General features: G+C 46.5%; 23 protein-coding genes. 9 read left to right on the top strand and 14 right to left on the bottom strand.

Translation table 11 applies throughout. The features are described from left to right. The first annotated feature begins 59 nt into the window (after positions 1-59). From ACI49J_RS10335 to ACI49J_RS10315, 5 genes are read left to right on the top strand one after another with little or no spacing between them, the layout of a single operon-like run. A complete protein-coding gene (locus ACI49J_RS10335) occupies positions 60-1,346 on the top strand; it encodes an MmgE/PrpD family protein (protein WP_011921423.1) in 1,287 nt (428 codons plus the stop codon). Next, the gene (gene prpB, locus ACI49J_RS10330) at positions 1,333-2,157 is read left to right on the top strand and encodes a methylisocitrate lyase (protein ID WP_409366374.1); all 825 of its coding nucleotides are present in this window, start codon (positions 1,333-1,335) and stop codon (positions 2,155-2,157) included. The genes ACI49J_RS10335 and prpB overlap by 14 nt, the downstream gene beginning before the upstream one ends. A gap of 33 nt (positions 2,158-2,190) precedes the next feature. Continuing rightward, entirely contained in the window at positions 2,191-2,616 is a 426-nt protein-coding gene (locus tag ACI49J_RS10325) for a CBS domain-containing protein (RefSeq protein ID WP_011921425.1), read from the top strand. Between the two features lies 1 nt (position 2,617). Beyond that, entirely contained in the window at positions 2,618-3,754 is a 1,137-nt protein-coding gene (gene gltA, locus ACI49J_RS10320) for a citrate synthase (protein WP_409366373.1), read from the top strand. Positions 3,755-3,805: 51 nt separating this feature from the next. Next, on the top strand, positions 3,806-4,363 hold the full coding sequence (locus tag ACI49J_RS10315; RefSeq protein WP_409366372.1) for a hypothetical protein: 558 nt from the start codon (positions 3,806-3,808) through the stop codon (positions 4,361-4,363). On the opposite strand, the gene ACI49J_RS10310 is transcribed toward ACI49J_RS10315, so the two are convergent. From ACI49J_RS10310 to ACI49J_RS10285, 6 genes are all read right to left on the bottom strand, one after another. Continuing rightward, complete coding sequence (locus ACI49J_RS10310) at positions 4,360-4,815, bottom strand: hypothetical protein (protein ID WP_409366371.1); 456 nt, start codon at positions 4,813-4,815, stop codon at positions 4,360-4,362. The two genes, ACI49J_RS10315 and ACI49J_RS10310, sit on opposite strands and share 4 nt — an antisense overlap. Then, positions 4,812-5,114: a hypothetical protein gene (locus ACI49J_RS10305; RefSeq protein ID WP_011921429.1), complete on the bottom strand. Its 303-nt coding sequence runs from the start codon at positions 5,112-5,114 to the stop codon at positions 4,812-4,814. Before ACI49J_RS10305 ends, ACI49J_RS10310 begins: the two co-directional genes overlap by 4 nt. Positions 5,115-5,220: 106 nt before the next feature. Next, entirely contained in the window at positions 5,221-5,622 is a 402-nt protein-coding gene (locus ACI49J_RS10300; protein ID WP_011921430.1) for a hypothetical protein, read from the bottom strand. 43 nt (positions 5,623-5,665) lie between these two features. After that, positions 5,666-6,079: a hypothetical protein gene (locus ACI49J_RS10295; protein WP_011921431.1), complete on the bottom strand. Its 414-nt coding sequence runs from the start codon at positions 6,077-6,079 to the stop codon at positions 5,666-5,668. A gap of 77 nt (positions 6,080-6,156) precedes the next feature. After that, entirely contained in the window at positions 6,157-6,351 is a 195-nt protein-coding gene (locus tag ACI49J_RS10290) for a hypothetical protein (RefSeq protein WP_374108018.1), read from the bottom strand. Positions 6,352-6,464: 113 nt separating this feature from the next. After that, a complete protein-coding gene (locus tag ACI49J_RS10285) occupies positions 6,465-7,439 on the bottom strand; it encodes a Rieske 2Fe-2S domain-containing protein (protein WP_048060227.1) in 975 nt (324 codons plus the stop codon). A gap of 334 nt (positions 7,440-7,773) precedes the next feature. Between ACI49J_RS10285 and soxA the strand changes: the two genes are divergently transcribed. The 4 genes from soxA to ACI49J_RS10265 are packed head-to-tail and all read left to right on the top strand — an operon-like array spanning position 7,774 to position 12,149. Then, positions 7,774-8,250, top strand: coding sequence for a proton pump complex quinol oxidase subunit SoxA (gene soxA / locus ACI49J_RS10280; protein WP_240254448.1), 477 nt, complete (start codon positions 7,774-7,776; stop codon positions 8,248-8,250). A 30-nt stretch (positions 8,251-8,280) separates the two neighbouring features. Then, entirely contained in the window at positions 8,281-9,903 is a 1,623-nt protein-coding gene (gene soxB / locus ACI49J_RS10275) for a proton pump complex quinol oxidase subunit SoxB (RefSeq protein WP_409366475.1), read from the top strand. Next, positions 9,904-11,592: a proton pump complex cytochrome B SoxC gene (soxC, locus tag ACI49J_RS10270; RefSeq protein WP_409366370.1), complete on the top strand. Its 1,689-nt coding sequence runs from the start codon at positions 9,904-9,906 to the stop codon at positions 11,590-11,592. A 5-nt stretch (positions 11,593-11,597) separates the two neighbouring features. Next, the gene (locus ACI49J_RS10265) at positions 11,598-12,149 is read left to right on the top strand and encodes a DUF1404 domain-containing protein (protein WP_240254115.1); all 552 of its coding nucleotides are present in this window, start codon (positions 11,598-11,600) and stop codon (positions 12,147-12,149) included. Here the strand turns inward: ACI49J_RS10265 and ACI49J_RS10260 are convergent. The 8 genes from ACI49J_RS10260 to cutB form a co-directional block, all read right to left on the bottom strand. Beyond that, entirely contained in the window at positions 12,130-13,149 is a 1,020-nt protein-coding gene (locus tag ACI49J_RS10260; protein WP_240254117.1) for a hypothetical protein, read from the bottom strand. The genes ACI49J_RS10265 and ACI49J_RS10260 overlap by 20 nt on opposite strands. A 109-nt stretch (positions 13,150-13,258) precedes the next feature. Next, positions 13,259-13,765 carry a DUF3501 family protein gene (locus ACI49J_RS10255; RefSeq protein ID WP_011921439.1) on the bottom strand — a complete coding sequence of 169 codons (507 nt, stop codon included), beginning with the start codon at positions 13,763-13,765 and terminating at the stop codon, positions 13,259-13,261. A gap of 34 nt (positions 13,766-13,799) precedes the next feature. Beyond that, the gene (locus ACI49J_RS10250) at positions 13,800-14,999 is read right to left on the bottom strand and encodes a heterodisulfide reductase-related iron-sulfur binding cluster (protein WP_409366369.1); all 1,200 of its coding nucleotides are present in this window, start codon (positions 14,997-14,999) and stop codon (positions 13,800-13,802) included. Between the two features lies 1 nt (position 15,000). Next, complete coding sequence (locus ACI49J_RS10245) at positions 15,001-15,432, bottom strand: rubrerythrin family protein (protein ID WP_011921441.1); 432 nt, start codon at positions 15,430-15,432, stop codon at positions 15,001-15,003. Positions 15,433-15,521: 89 nt separating this feature from the next. Next, positions 15,522-15,725 (bottom strand): hypothetical protein, encoded by a 204-nt coding sequence (locus tag ACI49J_RS10240; RefSeq protein WP_240254120.1) that lies wholly within the window; start codon positions 15,723-15,725, stop codon positions 15,522-15,524. A 294-nt stretch (positions 15,726-16,019) separates the two neighbouring features. Next, positions 16,020-18,251 carry a glyceraldehyde dehydrogenase subunit alpha gene (gene cutA / locus ACI49J_RS10235; protein ID WP_409366368.1) on the bottom strand — a complete coding sequence of 744 codons (2,232 nt, stop codon included), beginning with the start codon at positions 18,249-18,251 and terminating at the stop codon, positions 16,020-16,022. Next, positions 18,248-18,736, bottom strand: coding sequence for a glyceraldehyde dehydrogenase subunit gamma (gene cutC / locus ACI49J_RS10230; protein WP_011921443.1), 489 nt, complete (start codon positions 18,734-18,736; stop codon positions 18,248-18,250). Before cutC ends, cutA begins: the two co-directional genes overlap by 4 nt. Beyond that, a complete protein-coding gene (gene cutB / locus ACI49J_RS10225; RefSeq protein WP_240254123.1) occupies positions 18,726-19,568 on the bottom strand; it encodes a glyceraldehyde dehydrogenase subunit beta in 843 nt (280 codons plus the stop codon). The genes cutC and cutB overlap by 11 nt, the downstream gene beginning before the upstream one ends. Positions 19,569-19,605: the final 37 nt, after the last annotated feature.

Genomic DNA, 19,605 nt, shown 5'->3' with positions numbered 1-19,605 from the left:
CCAGGACATTTCTAGATTTTTTCGGTAATGCTTTAAATCTTAACGAGAAATGTTAAAGTATGGAACTCGCTGAAGTTTTCTCAGAGTTCGCTACCTCAACCTCGTATTCCGACCTTCCTGAGAAGTCGGTACACGAGGCAAAAAGGAGGGTTCTTGACTCCCTTGCGGTGGCCTACGCTTCAACGTCGTCACCGCCAGCTGAGGTCGTCAGAAAGGCAATTCCAAGTTTTCAGGGGCAGGGCTTGCTCCTAGGGGGAGGAAACTCTTCCCCAGACATGGCTGCGTTCTACAACACCCTCCTCATCAGGTATCTGGACTTCAATGATACCTATCTTTCCCTTGAACCTCTCCATCCCTCTGACATGATTGGCGGTCTCCTTGCAGTTAACCCTAGGTTAAGCGGAAAGGAATTGATAAGGGCTATCGTTTTAGGGTATGAGGTTTCCACTAGGCTATGTGATTCCACGTCCCTTAGGAAAAAGGGATACGACCACGTAAATTTCCTCCAGGTTGGGTCGGCGGTGGCACTTGGAGTGGCCTTGGGTCTTAATAAGGAGCAATTGGTGAACGCAATCTCGATCACCACGGTACCACACGTGGCCCTTCGGGAAACTCGTTCAGGAAGTCTTAGTATGTGGAAAGCTGGGGCCACCGCTGAGGCAGTGAGGAACTCCGTCTTTGCTGTGCTCTTGGCAAAGGCTGGATTCACGGGTCCTTCGACTCCCTTTTCAGGGAAGATGGGATTCAGGAACGTAATTGCACCGGACATGTCAGATGCCCCCTTCAAGAGCCTGGGGACCACCAAGATCCTAGAGACGTACATAAAGAAATATCCTGTCGAGTATCACGCTCAAGCAGCTGTTGAGGCAGGTATCAAGTTAAGGAAACAGCTGATGGGGGATATAACCAAGGTAACCGTGGAGACCTATGAGGCTGGAAGGACTATCCTAGCTGACGAGGGAAAGTGGGATCCTAAGAACAAGGAAACCGCTGATCACAGCCTTCCCTTCATAGTAGCAGTCACCCTGCTAACTGGTAAGTTCTGGCTCGATGCATACGATCTTGTGGGGGATCCCAAGGTCACGGAACTCATGAAGAAGATTGAGGTCGTGGAGAACGAGGAGTACACCAAGGTCTACCCTAGCGAGCTACCCACCAAGATAGTGGTGAAGACCACCTCTGGTACTTTCTCAGAGGAGGTTAGAATTCCTAGGGGTCACCACAAGAACCCCATGAGCGACGAGGAGGTGGAGGAAAAGGCAATGAAACTGGGTCTAGGGAAGGACATCGTGAATAAGATCTGGAACCTGGAGAAAATGGAGGTGAAGGACATTGTCTCTTGGTAAAGAGTTCACCGTAATCCCCGGGATATTCAACCCCTTCACCGCCCTCCTTGCAGAAAGGGTTGGGTTCAAGGCAGTCTATCTCTCAGGTGGGGCCCTGACCTCATCCCTAGGATTGCCTGATATAGGGATAATAGACCTCTACGAGTTAGTGGACATGGTTAGGAGGATAAGGGAAGTCACATCCATTCCCATGATCGTGGACGCAGACACTGGTTTCGGAGAGGCAATAAACGTATACAGAACTGTTTCCCTGCTGGATAGGGCAGGCGCAGACGCAATTCAGATTGAGGATCAGAGGATGCCCAAGAAATGCGGTCACCTGGACGGTAAGGAGGTCATATCCCACACAGAGATGGTTTCCAAGATTAAGGCTGCTGTGAGGGCTAGGAAAAACGCCAAAATAATAGCAAGGGTGGACTCGAGAGCAATATTCGGACTTCAGGACGCCATAGAGAGGGCTAAGGCTTACCTAGACGCTGGGGCAGACATAATTTTCCCGGAAGCTCTACAGTCCAAGGAGGAGTTTAGGGAGTTCGCTAAGGCAGTGAATGCTCCCCTTCTTGCTAACATGACTGAGTTTGGGAAGACTCCCCTAATAACTGCCAAGGAGTTCCAGGAAATGGGCTACACTTACGTTATCTTTCCCGTAACCATTTTCAGGGTTGCTGCGAAGGCCATGGAGGACGCGCTGAAAACCCTAATGAATGAAGGCACGCAGAAAAATCTCATGGACAAGATGATGACTCGAAAGGAACAGTACGAGGTAATTCATTATGACTTTTATGAGAAGTTAGATAAAGAACTAGCATAACTTTTATTATAATCGAAAGGTAATATATCTATTATGGCGAGTATTGTAAAGCATCTGATAAGTAAAAATCCAGTGTCGGTGGAGAGGGGAACGCCAGTGATCAAGGCCGTTGAGCTCATGGCCTCTCATAACATGGGCTCTGTCATAATTACCAAGGATGGTAAGCTCGCTGGAATAATTACTGAGAGGGACGTGATTAGAGGTATTGCTCGGGGCATAAGCCTCAATCAACCCGTAGAGGAGTTTGGAACCATGAAGGACCTCGTGACGGTGAGAGAAGATGATACCGTGTATACAGCCGTCAAGAAGATGGCCGAGAGAAATCTGAGGCATCTAATCGTGGTGGACCGAGACGGGAACCTGAAGGGAGTGATCTCGGTCAGGGACATAATCAGGGAATCTCACGTGTTGAAGGCAATCTCCCAGGTCGAGGGAGAGGAATTTCCTGGAAGTGATTGAAATGAGTCAGATAAGTAGAGGATTGGAAAACGTATTCATTAAGACAACCTCCTTAACCTACATAGACGGAGAGAACGGGATACTGAGGTACGGAGGATATGACATAGAGGATCTAGTTGAACACACCAGTTTTGAGGAAGTAGTACACCTCATGCTTTATGGAGATCTGCCCACTAAACTTCAACTCCAGAGATTGAAGAGTGCATTGGACGAGGCGTACGAAGTACCGCAGCAGGTCATTGACATGATATATTCTTTGCCAAGGGACTCGGATGCTGTGGGGATGATGGAAACAGCCTTTTCAGCCCTTTCCTCCATCTACGGAATGCCGTGGAACAAGGCCACAAATAGGGATAACGCAATTAAGCTGGTGGCAAGGGCCTCAACCGTGGTGGCAAACGTGTTAAGGGCTAAGGAGGGAAAGAAGCCTGCCATACCTGAACCCTCTGAGAGCTTCGCTAAGAGCTTTCTAAAGGCTTCATTCTCCAGAACGCCCACAGAGGAAGAGGTTAAGGCCATGGATGCTGCATTAATACTCTACGCAGACCATGAAGTTCCGGCATCCACAACGGCAGCCCTAGTCACCTCGTCAACTCTCTCTGACATTTACTCCTGTGTAGTAGCAGCCCTTGCAGCACTGAAGGGACCCCTACACGGTGGCGCCGCAGAAGAGGCGTTCAAGCAGTTTGTGGAGATTGGAGAGCCTGACATGACTGAGTCATGGTTTAAGAGAAAGATAATCGAGGGCAAGTCCAGGCTAATGGGGTTCGGACACAGGGTATACAAGACCTACGATCCTAGGGCAAAGATATTCAAGAAATACGCTAAAGTTATCTCGGAGAGGAACAGTGACGCCAGAAAATATTTCGAAATAGCCCAGAAGTTAGAGGAGCTAGGAGTGGAAACCTTCGGTGCCAAGCACATCTACCCGAACACAGATTTCTACTCGGGTGTAGTGTTCTACGCTTTAGGATTCCCAGTCTACATGTTCACTTCCCTGTTCGCCCTTTCCAGGACTCTGGGATGGACAGCTCATGTCATAGAATACGTGGAAGATCAGCATAGACTCATAAGACCTAGGGCCTTGTACGTTGGTCCCCTGAAGAGGGATGTCGTGCCTATGGAATTGAGAGGATAACTTCTTTTTTTGGACTAAAACTCTAATATTCGTTTCTCCTTCTTCATTCTAATGCCGAAGAAACCAAAGCTAAACGTAACCCTCTATGATAGCATTAGAAGAGGTTCACTCGCACTAATACTCTTTGCTACCTTTCTCGGAATGTCAGTTGAGAGTGCCAGTTCGTCTCTCTACTTTCTTCCACTCATCATTTCGTACGTGATGTTGTTTCTCTTCGGATGGCTGAATAGGAAGTCCTTCTCCTCTCTAGGTGAAAAGTTTAATCTCTCAGTAAGGCTCTATCCGATTCTTATAGCAGGACTAGTTCTAGGATTCGTATCCTCTGTGTTGGTGGAGATAAGGATAGATCAGCAGATCTTTTCGATAATAGAATTTGTAGGTATTCTTTTGATCCTCAGTTACCTCTTCGAATATTCCCTAGAAATGGTTAGACTTAGCGATGATTTTGGTTCTAAGGGATTAAAGATAGCTTCCGGTATTCTTGCGATCTCAATCCCCATATATCTCATAATTGGCGCAATTCCCTTTGCTATCCTCGTTACTGCCGGCGGAATGTACGCGTATGTGGAAATGACAAAAATAGTTAACCTATATAAGAGGGATGCCTAGAGCCTGTAGGTGTACCTGGTTTTGGAGAAAGGTATCATGAGCAATGATATGATCAGCAAGAGTGTAGGTACATATAGTCGTGGCAATGGAGCAAAATAGTCCAGATATGGGGTAGCGAAGCTCATGTAATATAGGACAATAGAGAGCACCAGTAGGAATATCCCGAGGGCAAGCCACCCCTTCAGATACACGTAGTGGACGAATAACTCTTGCCAGTCTGCCTTGCTCGTTTCAACCATTATGGCCTCTCCCTTCATAAAGGCTAGACTTTTCTTACTCCCCATCATGGCAAACCCATTCATTCTCTTGAAACCCAGCTCTCTAGCTTCCTCATTTCCCTTCTCCACGTTAAATTTCAGGATCCCAGCCAGCTCCTCACTTGCATTTACCTTCTCTATCACGTTCCATTTATCGTCCACTTTCACATGGCCTAAATAACCCTTAACCTTCATTGAGCAGTCACCCCTTGAAAGGCCTCTAAAACCTTGTTCCAGTTGGTTTTTACTGCGTCAACGAAAACCACGTAGTTCCCCATAACTGCTATACCAAGGTTATCAAGAATCATTGCGAAACCTAACAAGTCTCCCATGTCAAGTTTCTTGGCCTCATCCTGACCTATCTTGAAGTTCTCCTTGATAAAGGCCTGCAACTTGTTCAGGTCGATGTTAATGTCTTCTCCAGTAATCTTCATCATGCCTTGGTCCTCCACTCTGTATACGGCCCTCAATCCAGGAATGATCTCAAATCCCATTTCTATCTAATGAAATATTGGCTTTTTAACTTTTAAACCTTTCTTAGTTAACATAATGTTAGTTTTTAACTGTATTTTTAAAAAATAATATCGTAACAAGATTAAGTTAATAGAATATACATGCAGTGGAACAAATGTAAGCGCCAACGAAGGCTAGTGCCATAAGATATGAAAAGCTGTAGTTTATGGTGCTGTAGAACAGAAGTCCACCAGCTGCGGCGATGGCAATAAATACTGCGTTAAGCAGTCCTAAAAGCCTTAACCCTCTCCTGCTCTCCTTTGCAGTTGCCGTGTAAAGGGCAAGTCCAAAGAATGCAGTAAGCATAGCAAAGCTAATGTGAGCCGATAGAATAAAGGATTGCCAGCTTGCCTCAATTGGAAACTTGTCATAAAGCAGAGCTGCAGCCCCAGCTATGAAGGCTCCAGTCATGAATATGGTCTCCACAATGGCTAGGTTCGTTGTTAGTCTCGACTTGGGTCCAACTCCAATCAGAGCCATGACTATCATGATATATTGGAAAATAAGGTTTTAAAAATTTTTATGTTATCTTTCAGTGAGATAAACAGTAGAAGAGGATTCCCGACGTCGTGAAAAGTGTTCCCACGAAGCCCACAGCCATTCCAAGGGCATAAGACGGATCCACGAAGCCTCCGAAATAGAAGAGTCCCTCAAAGGCAGCCACGAGCACAAACAGGACGTTAAAGAGAGATATTGCCTTTAGTTTGAACTCGTTGGTTCTCATGGCTGCCGCTAAAATGATAATGCTAAGCACTGCCACAGTAATTGCGCCGTATATATGGGCTGTAATTGCTGCCCCAGCTAATCCAAGGTTGAAGATGGGTATCCCCATTCCCGCTGAGTATAGGCCTATTAGGGTAAGTATCTCTAACATCGAGAGCCCTGTGACGTAGTTGTGTCGAGCCACCAGATCCATTAGCTTGTACACTCTGGTCTCGAGACTCATAACTCTCACATAATTTAGGTAAATCTTTAATCTAATAAAGTTTGCATAGCAAAAGTGGTTGGACAAGCGTGGAAAAATTAACTAAATCTTTTGAAAACAACAATAAAGATACCTGACATCAACAGGATGTAAAGCGAAACCGCAATCTCAATTGTAATACCGTTCCCTAGGGAGATTCCCGAGAATATGTTGAGAGGGATTGATAGAAGAATGAAGAAAATGATACCCACGGATGTGATTAGGGCTATCATTTTGTCGTTCAACTGGCTCACCTTATGGGCGATGTGTTCCATATCATGTTATAGGCTATGAAAAACGCTATGCCCGCAGTTCCTCCAAATATCATGGCCAATATCATAAACCCTAACTTAGTCATTTTCTCACCTTAGGAGGAGAATGTGTCTCCCTCGTTATTAAGCTTTGAATAGCACTGAGATGGAGTCTGGCCCTTGCTCAAGAGCATCTTTGGACAACCAGTTTGCTCATTATACGAGGATAAATATGCGAAGCTCGCTAGGTCTGAGGGCTGTCCCATGATTACTGGAGCCTTTAGGTTCATTCCTACAGCGTAAAGGTAATCTGTATTCTGGTCCCAGTAGAGCTCGACATAGGGTAGAGGTCTCTGAGTTGGCCCCGTCAGGACTGCGGCTCCCTTGGAAGGATCATAGGTGGAACCGTGGCAGTCACAATGTATCACGGAGGGTGCACCTGCATTTTGTGCTGCCTGGTACGCAACGGGTGGAAGATAGTTGGGAGTTACACCTCCCGGAGCAAGGTACTTGGGCGGATAGAAATGAATCTCAGGGGGCTGACAACCTAGGTGCTGACATATTGCGCTAAACGCGACGATGGAGTTGTGAGGTCCTACCCCTCCAGGGAAGGTATAGGTGCTACCATCCTCGGGAATCACAACATTAGTTGAGGGAATCGCCACAGGATTGTCGTTTGCGTCACCCATGTTTATGAGGAAGGTTATGTCTCCCTCCATAGGATACTGGAACAACAGGATGGAGGGATCGTTGACCTGCAGATTAGACGCCTCAATGGGGTTGCCATCAGAATCGACTATAATTATCCATGGAAAGTTTTTGATGTAGACAGGGGGCTGATTAAGATAGGAGATGACGGGGACTGCGCTAGCTACCGCAAGCGCGCCTATCCCAATAAGTATTCCCTTGAGGAACATCCTCCTTCCAGGGCTTAATGGACCTACTTTTTCCTCGGCGTAATTATATAGGTAATCTCTCCCTTTCTCAGCAAACTTTTTCTCGTCGAACTTCGTCTTGGGATCTCGCATCTTCCTTATCAATCTTGTGGCAAAAATGAAATCGTCCCTCTTCAGCGCGAAATGCCTACCCATAACTATCACATTAAATGTTTGTTGAGTGAAAGGTTTAAATATTTTGTTATAATAGATCTTATCAAATTTATCTCTCTTGATCTTTCTCATGAAAACAAAATAAAAATACATAACTAACCATGATAAACCTGAAGTAACATTTAGTTAATTTACGTTTTTGTTAAAACTATTTTTAAAAGATAAAAAGGTAAGCAAGTTAAACTTAAATTAAGTTAAAATAGAAAAGTTAAAAAGGGGGTTTCTCCATCATTTTAGAATGATAAAAGGGTGTTAAAGATTGGCTGATTTTAAGGAAAAGATAGCCCATCACGCGGAGCTCGCATGGTTTATTGTGATGCTAGTCATGGTTGCAGTTTTCTTCTCATGGTCAGTCATAGAGGTGACTAACGGGTCCAGCACAAGTATAAGGTATGGGTTACCTCTCTTCTCGGGCTTGCCAGCTCAGGCCCAGCAAGCCGTTTTAACCTTTGAAAAGTCGCCTCCAACTAATCATACGTCAGAGGTAATAAACGGAATTCTAGTGGTGAACATGACGGCTGAGCAGAACGGAAGCTTCTCTGACGTCTTTCATCCCAACGTGATAGTTGCGCAACCTGGTGAACCTATCACCATTATTCTAAACTCGCCTCAGGTGATCACGGGATTCTTCATAAGACTTCCGGACGGAGTGGTGAATGTTAACGCCATACCAGGAGAACCCAGTTACGTCTACTTCGTGGCACCCAACCAACCAGGAAATTACACCTGGAGGGAACCAGAATTGGCTGGTTATGATTTCTCATATATGACCGGTACCCTTGAGGTGGTGTAAATGAGTTTTCAAGTTAAAGATATTTTAAAAATGGTTTCCAATTACCTTAGTATTTTTTCTGCCTCTAATATAAAGAAAGTGCTTTTCCCATCGACTACCTCTGGGGTCATATGGCAATACTTTGCCGGTTCCCTGGCGTGGCTAGCGGTAGTAGGTATGGCAGCTATGAACCTCAGGACCTACCTAACCTATCCTTCTAACAGTCCTGAGGTTGGAGTCACTTACTATGCCTTCTTAACCCTTCATGGCTGGTCAGCCATGCTGGGGCTAGTGCCCTTCGCTGCGATATCCGTGATAGCTTACTCTATGTACAAGGATGGAATGAGCATCAGGAGAACAAAATTGATGAGTGGGATGTTTTGGCTGGCCAACGCAGGTCTCATCTTCGCTCTCCTCGGAGGACCAGACATGGGGTGGTACATGTACCCGCCCCTGGCTGTGGAGGACAACTCCAACTTTCATGCTTTTCTAAACTATCACGGGGCCTTAATGGGTATAGCCTATCTCGCCTTGGCCTTAAGCTCCTTGGCTCAGACCATTGCCACTGTTAACTTAGTAAGCGATGCCTATGCGACCAAACCCAAGGGACAGAAACTGGGGATATTCTCAGCCTACGGTGTAGCCTTCGCGGTCATTATTGCGTTAACTTTACCAGCGTTAACTGCGGGTGAGTTGTGGTATACCCTTAACATTCTAGCAGGGGTCCCAATCAACACCTTACTATGGCTAGTGCTTTTCTGGTTCTACGGTCACCCCGTAGTGTATTATGTGCCTTTCCCTCTGTTCGGTGCACTTTACTACTTTGTTCCCAAGTTTTCAGGGAGGCCCCTATTCAGCGAAAAGTGGGCAAGGTGGAACATTTACCTCTTGGCCATTGGTTCCATGTTGATATGGGTTCATCACCTCCAGACCTTCCCAATTCCGGTCCCGGTGAGGCTATGGATAAACCTGTCGACCTTGGTGTTGGCTTCTGGTTCAGGTTTAACGGTGCTTAACCTTGGTTTGACGGTTCTAACGAGCAAGGGGTATAACTACAAGGATCCAGTGGGAATGGCGACCTTAATGGCGCTCATAGGGTTTATTCTAGGCGGAGTTCAGGCAGTTCCTCTTCCCATGTTTCCCATCAATCCCATAGTCCACAATACTTACTACGTCGTAGGTCATTTCCACCTCGTTATCTGGACCCTGATACTCATGGGATTCACTGCAGTTTTCCTAGACGTTCTCAGAACTGTGAGGCCAGGATTTGACTACAGCAAGTCGGCAACAAGGCTAATAAACGCGGGCATACTTGTGTGGACCATTCCCTTCGTGATAGTTGGTTACCTCATGAGCATGGAAGGCTACATGGGGATGCTAAGAAGGGTTATAGCTTATCCCACAACCTTCTACCCATACAATCTTTCAATTTCACTTCTAGCAGAGATAGGGATTGCGGGTATAGTTATGGCAGTAGGGTCGGCATTGGTGGAGTTCCTAACTTACTCTCCCACTACGACAGTAAGCGTTTCATCTGGATCTGGATCATCTACTCCTTCGATCTCCTTAGCCACAGGTCAAAATGACAAAAAGGGAGAATTTTTTGATAATCTTAAACTTAAGCTTAATAACAGTGTTTATGGAAAATCTTCCGAACTAAGAAGGGTGAGATAAATGACTGAAACTTCACAGGAAAAAAAGAAGGGTCTAATAGATCAAATTCTTGATAGGGTAGGGGTAACTGAGGCTCCGTTCTTTAAGACCCCCGACTACATGTATAACATTTCCTACTGGCTTGGTGCCATGGTCTCAGCTGCTTTTATCTACACTGTAATCACCGGGCTCTTCCTTCTACTTTACTATATGCCAGCTAATCCTTACCCTCAGACACAGGCGATAATTAATACTGTGCCCTATGGGTCGGTCCTCCTTTTCAGTCACCTTTATGGAGCTTACATCATGATCATCCTAGCGTATATCCACATGTTTAGGAATTTCTATAAGGGAGCTTATAAAAAGCCTAGGGAACTGCAATGGGTTACTGGAGTTTTGTTACTCGCTCTGACCATGGGTGCTTCATTCTTTGGCTATAGCCTCGTGAGCGACGTACTGGGAGTCAATGCAATAAACATCGGGGAAAGCCTTCTTGTGGGAACTGGGTTCCCAGGTGCTTCCACTATTGCAAATTGGCTATTTGGACCCGGAGGTGACGCAGCTACAGCCAGTAACCCACTGGTTAAATCGCAGCTATTTGATAGGCTTCTTGGCTGGCACATCATCATGGTGTTCCTGATAGGCCTTCTATTTGGTGTTCACTTCCTCATGTCAGAGAGATACGGTATGACTCCCTCTGCTAAGGAAAAGCCCAAGGTTCCAGCATATTACACAAAGGAGGAGTGGTCTAAGTTCAACGAGTGGTGGCCCAGGAACGTGGTTTACATGCTATCAATCGTGCTGATGACCTGGGGAATTATCCTGTTTATCCCAGATCTGCTGGCTAACATCAACGGCCTACCCATTGTGATCAATCCTTACCCTGCACCTGAACCCGGGACCGCAGCGGCTCTTTCCACACAACCCTACCCACCTTGGTTCTTCCTATTCCTATACAAGTTTGTGGACTTTGAGCTTCCCAATGGACAGGCCATGAGTCCAGCTCAGGCACTTTCAATACTAGTGGTTATTCTAATGGTGCTGATTCTAATGCCCTTCTTTGAGAACAGCGAATACATGTTCCTGAGGAACAGGAAGTTCTGGACGTGGATAATGACCGTAGCGTGGGTGTCCCTCATAGAGTTAAGCGTATGGGGATACCTAGCTCCAGGAGTTCCAGCCCCAACTAGCCAACAGGTGGAGATTCTCGGAATCCCAGCGGTAATAATAGGTCTTGTTATTCTTGCTACAGGTAGACAAAAAAGCTCAAAGTCAGCACCTTCTCTTAATGCACCAGAAACTGTTCCAAAAATTGGACCAACCTCAATCCTTGGAACTGCAATAGCCTCGCTACTGTTCGCCGGCAGTTTCGGAGTTTGGTTAATGCACCCTGCCATGATTAACATGATAATGATGATACCCTTTGGGGCATTAGCTGTTTACATGGTGTATAGGATGGCCTCTGGAATGAGGGTTAAAGTTGCCAAGCCCGCGGGTACAATGACATGGGAGGAGGTTAAGTTTAGGAAAACAATTGCCTTGTTTGCCCTTCCAGCAATTCTAGTGGTAACGGCTATACAGGCTGCAATAATGTGGAAACTTCCAAGTGTGGGACCACAGGCTACCTACGCTGGAATGGATCTAGGTATACTCCTGTTCCTATGGGGTGTGGCCATCCAGCTTTATCATTACATAGTTTATGTTAGGTGAGGGTCTTGTTAAATTCCAAGTCAAAGGTTTTTTATGTTATGGCTTCAGTTGCCTTGATAGTTCTCACTGTAAACCCCTTCACGCTCGAGGCTTTGCCTAAGAATCCCCTAGTTCTCATGGCCTCCCATTATTCCCTGTACTTTGCAGGTGCCTTAGCGGGATTAGGGCTTTTCAGATTTAACAAGCTTTTAGCTATCCCCGCAGTAATACCTCCTATCATATTTCATTTGCCCTATTTCTTTGTGGAATCTGGAGTGAGCCTGCCCTGGACATTTCTGGACTATTCCCTAACGGTCGTGGGAGGCATACTATTGGGAGGTTCAATGAGGCAAATGGGTAAGATCATGAAGGGTTCTTTATTCGTACTTTATATGATTGGAGATACAACTCTTGCAATACTATTAATACTTGGCTTCCCAGTCTATTCTTCTCCAACAGTACCATTCTCTCCCTATTCCACTACTCAACTAGTAGAAGTTTCCTATTTGATGTTCGGAATTATGAACGCTATCCTATTTGGAGTTCTAGGATATACTCTTAAGAAGTTACTTGAGTAGCTTTCCTTTTTGTATCTACAACAAGGGATGATATGGCGAACGTGCTAGCGCCCACTATTATGGAAAAGTCGGAGTAGTCCATCATTGATGGGATAACAGGGTAGACAACTCCTCCAAGGGCCGCGGAGTTTATGGCGATCCCCGAGTTGGTGGAATTAATTCCGTACCTTCTGGCAATCACGGGAGTAATGGAGTTTAGGCCTAATCCTGCCATGGTGAAGGGTAACAGGAAATAGACGTAGCCGTCAAAAAAGAGGACGCCTGAGATAGAGGCTATCCCGGCCACAATCACTGTTAATACCCCTGGATTAATCTTCCTGCTCAGGGCTGGTAAAACGAAGTACATGGGTATGGCCATCACGTATGATATTAATACGATATCCCACGAGTACCCATTTATCTCTAGGAAGTATGGCGCCAACGATAAGGAAAACGCTGGAACAAATGACAACAAATAGGTCAACACGCCCAGAGGAGAGGGTATCCCTGCTTTGCTCTTTCTAATCTTCATGTCTCCTCTAGATATCAGTGGCAAAAGTAGGATCGATAAGGCTCCCGTTGATATGGCCAAAGTCCAGGACTTCAGTATCATTGAGGTTATCCCAGCAAGTGTCCAGCCAATGGCCCAACCCCCTAAAGTCCCACCAATGACCTTCCGATCGTTTATCTCCATTGCCTCATACATTGCCATGGACGACATTAAACCGAAGATCACTCCCACAATTAACCTTATTGTGATTTCAGCAGGGAAACTAATCAAAAGTGCTGAAAGTAGTGAAAGGGATGCGGATGCCCCCAACATTAGCTTGTAAAACTCTGCCAAACTCAACGTGTGTCCGAACCTGGCGAACAAGATTGAACCCGCTAGCCTCCCGCCATAGGGAATAGAGATTATCAGGAAAGATTGAAGGGGGGATAGCCCCAGAAAATTCACAAGGAATGAAGGTAGGACGAACACGTAAGTGGCAACAGCGTAACTTATTATTGGTCTTGTCTTCACTCTAGATCTATTGTATGAACTTATCTTGAAGAATATAAGCAGTAACTAGAAAAGTTTTAATCTTTCAAGAAAAGTTATGGATTGTCAATTGCAGAAGTAGGGCTTAAAGTTAGCACTCAGAGTAGGCTTCCTCTATGAGCTTTTTGGCTAGTGCCTCATCTACCTTCGCGTTCACCCTGTAGTTTTCATGTATTACGAGGACTTCCATGTTGGTGTCCCTTGAGTTCTCAAGGTCAAATGTTAGGAACTGGACCGTGCTGAATTCCTCTCCCTGTTCCCTTCCTGCCTCTGGTTCGCCCTTGATCAGTTTGTTGCCCACTTTCATGAAGATGCTGTCGTAGATTTTTGGAAGGGTCTTGAATACCTTCCTTAGATCGTCCTCGTTCTCCGCATATATGTATAGGCTTGCCTTGATCTTGCCATTGCAGGGTAAGAGCGAACTGTAAATATCTATTTCCCTCTTTATATCCTCAGGCTTGCTCAACTTGTCAAGGTATACCATCTCCTGGATCTGCTGAAGTACAGTATCCTTGTTCTCAAAGAGAATTGACATCCTGTCCCCAAGCTCTATCCTTCTACCCTTCTTCAGCTGAGCTGATCTCCTAACCCTCTCCATCCTCACTTTCTCGTACTCATACCAGGGAAGTATTTCATTTACTTGGATTATTTTTGATCACCTCCTTGAGTAGTGAGATGGGATGGACAGCCCTCCTTCCCGAAGCCTTTTCTATCTGAAGACCAGCGAGCGGGCACTCCGTGGCGAATATATCCGCCTTACTGTTAGCGAAGGCGTCCATCATCTTTGCCCCTACAACCTTGGCCTTGCTGTAATTTCTCAATCCCCAGCCTCCGTCTATGCCCGAGCATCCCATGTTGGACATCTCCACGTTGAGCTTCAGGGTTCTCATCGCCTGAACTCCGGGAAGCCCAACCTTCAGGTATTTTAGGTGACAAGGGGTATGGTAGAACACGTTCTTTGGAATCTCTCCATTCCAGCTGATCTTGCCCTCCTTCCTCAACTTCATGAGATATTCCATGATGTCATATACCTTGATTGGCTCCCTGTCCAGGATGTACTTGTACTCCTTGGTTAACATGAGCGTACACGTGGGTATTGGGGAGACAACGTCATAGCCCTTATCCATGTATTCCTTCAGCATCTTGAAGTTCTTCTCAGCGTTTTTCTTAAGTTGAGTTGCATCCCCCACGTCCAACATGGGAGCGCCACAGCAAGCAAAGTTATCAGTGACTACCTCAATGTTGAGCGCATTTAGGACCTCGACCACGTCCTCACCTATCTCGGGATAGAAGTTCTCCACTAGACAGGTGTGGAAAAGAACGACCTTCGCAACTGGTTTCTCAATCTTCTTGGGCTTAACTGTTTTCAGGAAACTTCTGTCAGCCAGTCTAAGGGGAGGAGCGTCGGGGCTGATCCCCATGAACTGCTTCCCGCCCTCCAGGAACTTCTTAGCAATTGGCCTAACAAGGGTTGCAGTGTCCAGCATCTCGAACAATCTATCCCTTAGGGTTAGCCCTGTCTTGCTCTTGTAATAGAGCCACGCCCACGCCATTAGGTGGGGAAAATCCATGTTAAACTCGTGGGGTGGGGTGTAGGGACAGTTCACGTAACACATGTTGCAGTGGAAACAATCAGAGGCTACGTCGAATAAGTCCTCCAAAGTTAGCTTGGAAGGACCCTTCTTATCCGTGTACTGGAACATCTTCGGGAAGGCAGGGCAGTAATTGAAGCATAACCTACAACCGTGACATATAGTAGCTTGCCTGATAAATTCAGATTGTAACTTTGAGGAGTCAAAAAAAGCGGGATTATCTTTGTTTAGGGTGTACAATTTAGCTCCCTTTCAACATCTTGAGAGCGTTTGTGAACTTTTCAGCGTGGCTCTTCTCAGCCCTGGCTAGGGTTTCAAACCACTCTGCAGCCTCGTCAAATCCCTCTTCCCTAGCTGTCTTGGCGAAGCCTGGATACATTTGGGTCCACTCGTAGGTCTCTCCCGCTATGGCAGACTCCAGCATCTGCTCTATTGTGCCTATGGGTTTGTCAGTGGCCGGGTCCACTGATCCTCCCTGTCTTATGAAATCTAGGTGTCCGAAAGCGTGTGCTGTCTCACCTTCAGCGATGCTCCTTAAGAGTTGAGCTAGCTCGGGGTATCCCTCCTCGTCTGCTCTCTTAGCGAAGTATAGGTACCTTCTGTTTGCCATGGATTCGCCCATGAAACCATGTTTAAAGTTTTCCTCTGTTTTAGTTCCCTTTAGGCTCTTCATAGTCTCTAAATTATACTGACAAAGGTATTATAAAAAAGTTTCGACTCCATTATTCGTTCTATTTAAGAATAACTCTAATTTAACCCCGTTTAAGGCCAGGGTTCCTCCCTATTCTCAGGCGATTTCGTGGAGAGTCCTATAAAGGACGCAACGGTTAACAGCAGGATACCTATGTATAGGGGTGCATCGGGCGAGTTGCTGAAATAGGCAATCTTACCCAGTAGACCTGCCACCATTACTAGGACTCCAATTACCGCCAGAGCGGTGCACGAACAGATTTCCTTGAGCTTCATCTTATCACAAGTAATTATAGAATGTTTGATCTTATAAGTTTTGCTATATTTGAGATAAACAAGACAAAACGAAATACAATCATGAGAAAATGTCTATGAAAGTAGTTATTTATGTATTCATGTTTACATGGCGTCGTTGCGTAAAATACCGTGAAGCGACACTATTGGTTAAGTGTCCTAAGGGCTACGAATAACTTGGCCTCTAGGGTAAACAGAGGTAAAGTATCAGGAAAAACACGTTTTTCTTCAAGAACTCATAAGGGGAGAGCTCCGGTCACATGAGGGAAAAAGAGGTTAACTTAGGATATCCTCAGGAGTGACCGGCGTCTTGTTAAATCTCTTTCCTGTTGCGTTCTCTATGGCCCTTACTATGGCAGCCGGTCCCACAATGAGGGATGCCTCACCAACTCCCTTGCTCTTGGTAAGATAGTTTGAAGGATGATATTTCTCTGCGAAGTAGCTCTTGAACTTAGGTGCTTCCACAGCTGTTGGGACGAAATAGTCCGCATAGGTCACCGCTAATTGACCATTCTCGTTGATGATAGCCAGTTCATAGAGCGCCTGACCCACAGCCTGCGTTCCTCCTCCATGTACCTGACCCTCAGCCAATGCAGGGTTTATGACCCTACCAATATCGTCATAGGCCCTATATTCCTTCACCCTTGCAATACCGTAATCGTCAACCTCAACTACCGCCACATGCACTCCATATGGGAATGTCACATCTCCCTCGAGCATAACGCTTGCTGAAATTCCAGGTTCTTTCCCCGAGTACGCCTCCCTCGCCACAGCATCCCAGCTCATCTTCTTGCCCTCCTTCTTGTGCACGAACTCTCCATTTCTATACTCTATTTCCTCTACGTCAGCCTTCATGGACCTGGCTGCCACGCGTTTCATCTTCTCGAGGGCTTGCCTGCTTGAGGTAATTGCTGCGCTTCCAGCTATGGCCAAAGTTCTAGACCCGTAAGTGCCTGTACCGGCTGGAATAGCCTCACTGTCTCCCCAAGTAACCTTAATCCTCTCTATGGGTATCTGGAGCTCATCAGCTACCAGCTGAGCTATTGCCGTCTCCGTACCTTGGCCGTGTGGCGTACCTCCAATGGCCACTATAACGCTACCGTCTTCGTTCACCCTAGTCTCTGAATACTCGTATGGTCCGAAACCACATATCTCAAGGTAGTAGGCTAGGCCAACGCCAACCTTCTTACCCCTCTTTCTTTCATTCTCTGCCCATTCCTTCAGCTTCTGGTACTCGAGAACTTTCACGCCTTCCTTGAGCAGGGTTGGGTAATCACCTGTATCATACTTAAGGCCGAATGGGTTAGTGTAGGGCATTTGGTCCTCCCTCACGAGGTTCCTCATCCTCACCTCAACGTCGTCCATCTTGAGTTCATCAGCCACCGTACTCATTATTCTCTCAATGATGAAGGTCGCCTCGGGTCTGCTGGCTCCTCTGTACATGGTGATAGGTATGGTATTGGTGTATATTGCCCTGCTCCTTATGGCCAAATCCCTCACCCTGTAGGGACCTGGAATCATTGGCGGGATAATGGTTGGCTGTAGTCCCTCTGTATAGGTTAGGTAAGCTCCAAGTTCAACATCGAGAGTTCCCTTAATTGCCACGAGGGTACCGTCATTCTTGAAGCCTATTTCGCCTCTGAACACGTTATGCCTCGAGTTGGCGGCAATCATCTCCTCCGTCCTTGTTGCTGTCCATCTAACTGTCCTCCCTAGCCTTATGGACGCAGCGATTACCGCGAGCTCCTCCGATAGTATGTGAGCCTTACTTCCGAAACCTCCTCCCACATCGGGCATTATTACCCTGATCCGGCTTTCGGGTATGTTGAAGATCCTGCTGAATTCTGACCTAGCGAAATGGGGTATTTGTGTTGAGTACCAGATGGTGAGATTTGCCCCATCATACTGGGACACAATTCCCCTAGGCTCCATGGGGGATGGAATAAGACGATTATTAGCTATCTCCACCTCAACCCTCTTATCCGCACTTGAGAGTGCCTTTTCAGCGTCCCCTGCATTGAAGTCTCCAACGTATCCGAAGTTGGTTCCGAGTTCCTTATGTACAAGGATCTTATCCTCCTTTGCCTTCTCCATGTCAACTACGGCATCAAGGGGTTCTATATCCACGTTAACTGCCTCGGCAGCGTCCCTGGCAGTGTACTTGTCCTGGGCAATTACCATGACAATGGGTTCACCGTTATACTTGGTTTCACCCTGAGCGAATCTCCATAGCGGGATCTTCCATGGCCTTGGATCGATGTAAGTGGTCCATGGACCTATTCCTCCCTTAATGATCTGATTAAGCTCCTCCCCAGTGAATACTGCTACGACACCCCTCATCCTCAGGGCGTCGTCCCTATGTATCCTCTTTATGACTCCGTGAGCAACATTGCTCCTCACGAAGGTGGCATATAACGAATTTACCTTGATATCATCAACGTAGGTGCTTCTACCAGTTACAAACTTATCGTCATATAGTCTTTTTACGGCCTTACCTGCGTAACTCATGCTCTCATCCTCCTAGAGGCGTCTAATATTGCGTTCACTATGTTCTGATACCCGGTGCATCTGCAGATGTTACCGTGTATCATGTCCCTTACCTCCTCTTCTGTGAGTTCCTTCTTTTCCGAAAGGATGTAATGGGCCTGAACTATCATCCCTGCGGTACAGAAACCGCACTGAAGAGCAAAGTTGTCCTTAAACGCCTGTTGCACTGGGCTCAGTTTCGAATCACTTGACAGTCCTTCGATCGTGGTAATCTCCTTGCCGTTGGCTTGAACGGCAAGCATTGTGCAGGACTTAACTGATTTCCCGTTCACCAGGACGGTGCAGGCTCCACAGGTTGAGGTGTCGCAGCCTATCTTGGTTCCCGTAAGGTTGAGGTTTTCCCTTAGGAAATCCACGAGCAATTTCCTAGGCTCAACCTCGTCCTCGTAATATACACCGTTTACCTTTACCCTTATTTTAACCCTTTGGTCCGGTTCAACCTTCACGTCTCATCTCCTCCAATGTGTTTCTTAATAACCTCTTCATGACCTCCCTTCTATAGGATGAGGACCCCCTTGAATCAGACGGGGGATTTACCCCGGCCACAGCAAGCTCTGTGGCCTTCGAGATGTCACTATCACTGAGCTTTGTTCCCTTCAGGGCGTTCTCAGCCTCAAGGGGTCTGTGGGGCCTATCCCCTACCCCCGTAAATGCAATTCTAACGTCCTTTACCTCACCTGCCTCCATCTTGAGGAGGAGAGCCAGTCCTACTAGGGCATAATCCCCTGCTCTTCTGACCAGTTTCTTGTAGGTCTGCTTATATCCCTTAAAGGCCTTAACCTTGACCTGCTCCAGAACCTCTGAAGGTTCCAGGGCAGTGGTGAATGCCCCCTTGAAGAACTCTCCAGCCTTTACTTCCCTCGTCCCCCTCCTTGACCTGATGACCATGGTGGCGTCCAGCGCCGTGAAAAGTGCAGGGTAGTCAGCGGAAGGGTCTGCGTTGCTTAGACTTCCTCCCACAGTCCCCATGTTCCTAACTTGGATATCCCCAACCTTAGACGCAGTCTCCTGAATAATCTCAAGTCCCGGTATTTTCCTAGATGCTAGCTCCCTGTGTCGTGTGGTGGCACCAATGGATGTGGTCTCTCCCTCACGTATAAAGGACAGCTCACCAAGGTCTCCAATGTCCACGAGGTACCTGGGCTTCAGGATCCTCAGTTTCAGCATGGGTATGAGGCTTTGTCCACCCGCTAGAACTTTCGCCTCATTGCCTTCGAGAAAATCCAGGGCCTCATTCACAGAATCTGGTTTGTAATACCCAACTTGTGCAGGATACATCTTAATATTGTTTAACTAATCGTTAATAAAGAGTTAC

The organism is Metallosphaera sp. D4-4 (genome assembly GCF_046245145.1).
GTDB classification, from domain to species: Archaea; Thermoproteota; Thermoprotei_A; order Sulfolobales; family Sulfolobaceae; genus Metallosphaera; species Metallosphaera sedula.
Note: the sequence above shows the minus strand (reverse complement) of the source record. Positions and strands in the feature narration are given on the sequence as shown.

Excerpts from the sequence above, each read along its gene's own strand:
- cutB (WP_240254123.1), bottom strand. The coding sequence starts at position 19,568 with ATGTATCCTGCACAAGTTGGGTATTACAAACCAGATTCTGTGAATGAG.
- ACI49J_RS10295 (WP_011921431.1), bottom strand. The coding sequence starts at position 6,079 with ATGAGTCTCGAGACCAGAGTGTACAAGCTAATGGATCTGGTGGCTCGA.
- ACI49J_RS10335 (WP_011921423.1), top strand. The coding sequence starts at position 60 with ATGGAACTCGCTGAAGTTTTCTCAGAGTTCGCTACCTCAACCTCGTAT.
- soxC (WP_409366370.1), top strand. The coding sequence starts at position 9,904 with ATGACTGAAACTTCACAGGAAAAAAAGAAGGGTCTAATAGATCAAATT.
- gltA (WP_409366373.1), top strand. The coding sequence starts at position 2,618 with ATGAGTCAGATAAGTAGAGGATTGGAAAACGTATTCATTAAGACAACC.
- ACI49J_RS10255 (WP_011921439.1), bottom strand. The coding sequence starts at position 13,765 with ATGGAGAGGGTTAGGAGATCAGCTCAGCTGAAGAAGGGTAGAAGGATA.
- soxB (WP_409366475.1), top strand. The coding sequence starts at position 8,281 with ATGGTTTCCAATTACCTTAGTATTTTTTCTGCCTCTAATATAAAGAAA.
- ACI49J_RS10300 (WP_011921430.1), bottom strand. The coding sequence starts at position 5,622 with ATGATAGTCATGGCTCTGATTGGAGTTGGACCCAAGTCGAGACTAACA.
- ACI49J_RS10310 (WP_409366371.1), bottom strand. The coding sequence starts at position 4,815 with ATGAAGGTTAAGGGTTATTTAGGCCATGTGAAAGTGGACGATAAATGG.
- ACI49J_RS10305 (WP_011921429.1), bottom strand. The coding sequence starts at position 5,114 with ATGGGATTTGAGATCATTCCTGGATTGAGGGCCGTATACAGAGTGGAG.
- ACI49J_RS10285 (WP_048060227.1), bottom strand. The coding sequence starts at position 7,439 with ATGGGTAGGCATTTCGCGCTGAAGAGGGACGATTTCATTTTTGCCACA.
- cutA (WP_409366368.1), bottom strand. The coding sequence starts at position 18,251 with ATGAGTTACGCAGGTAAGGCCGTAAAAAGACTATATGACGATAAGTTT.
- ACI49J_RS10315 (WP_409366372.1), top strand. The coding sequence starts at position 3,806 with ATGCCGAAGAAACCAAAGCTAAACGTAACCCTCTATGATAGCATTAGA.
- soxA (WP_240254448.1), top strand. The coding sequence starts at position 7,774 with ATGCTAGTCATGGTTGCAGTTTTCTTCTCATGGTCAGTCATAGAGGTG.
- ACI49J_RS10245 (WP_011921441.1), bottom strand. The coding sequence starts at position 15,432 with ATGAAGAGCCTAAAGGGAACTAAAACAGAGGAAAACTTTAAACATGGT.
- ACI49J_RS10240 (WP_240254120.1), bottom strand. The coding sequence starts at position 15,725 with ATGAAGCTCAAGGAAATCTGTTCGTGCACCGCTCTGGCGGTAATTGGA.
- ACI49J_RS10325 (WP_011921425.1), top strand. The coding sequence starts at position 2,191 with ATGGCGAGTATTGTAAAGCATCTGATAAGTAAAAATCCAGTGTCGGTG.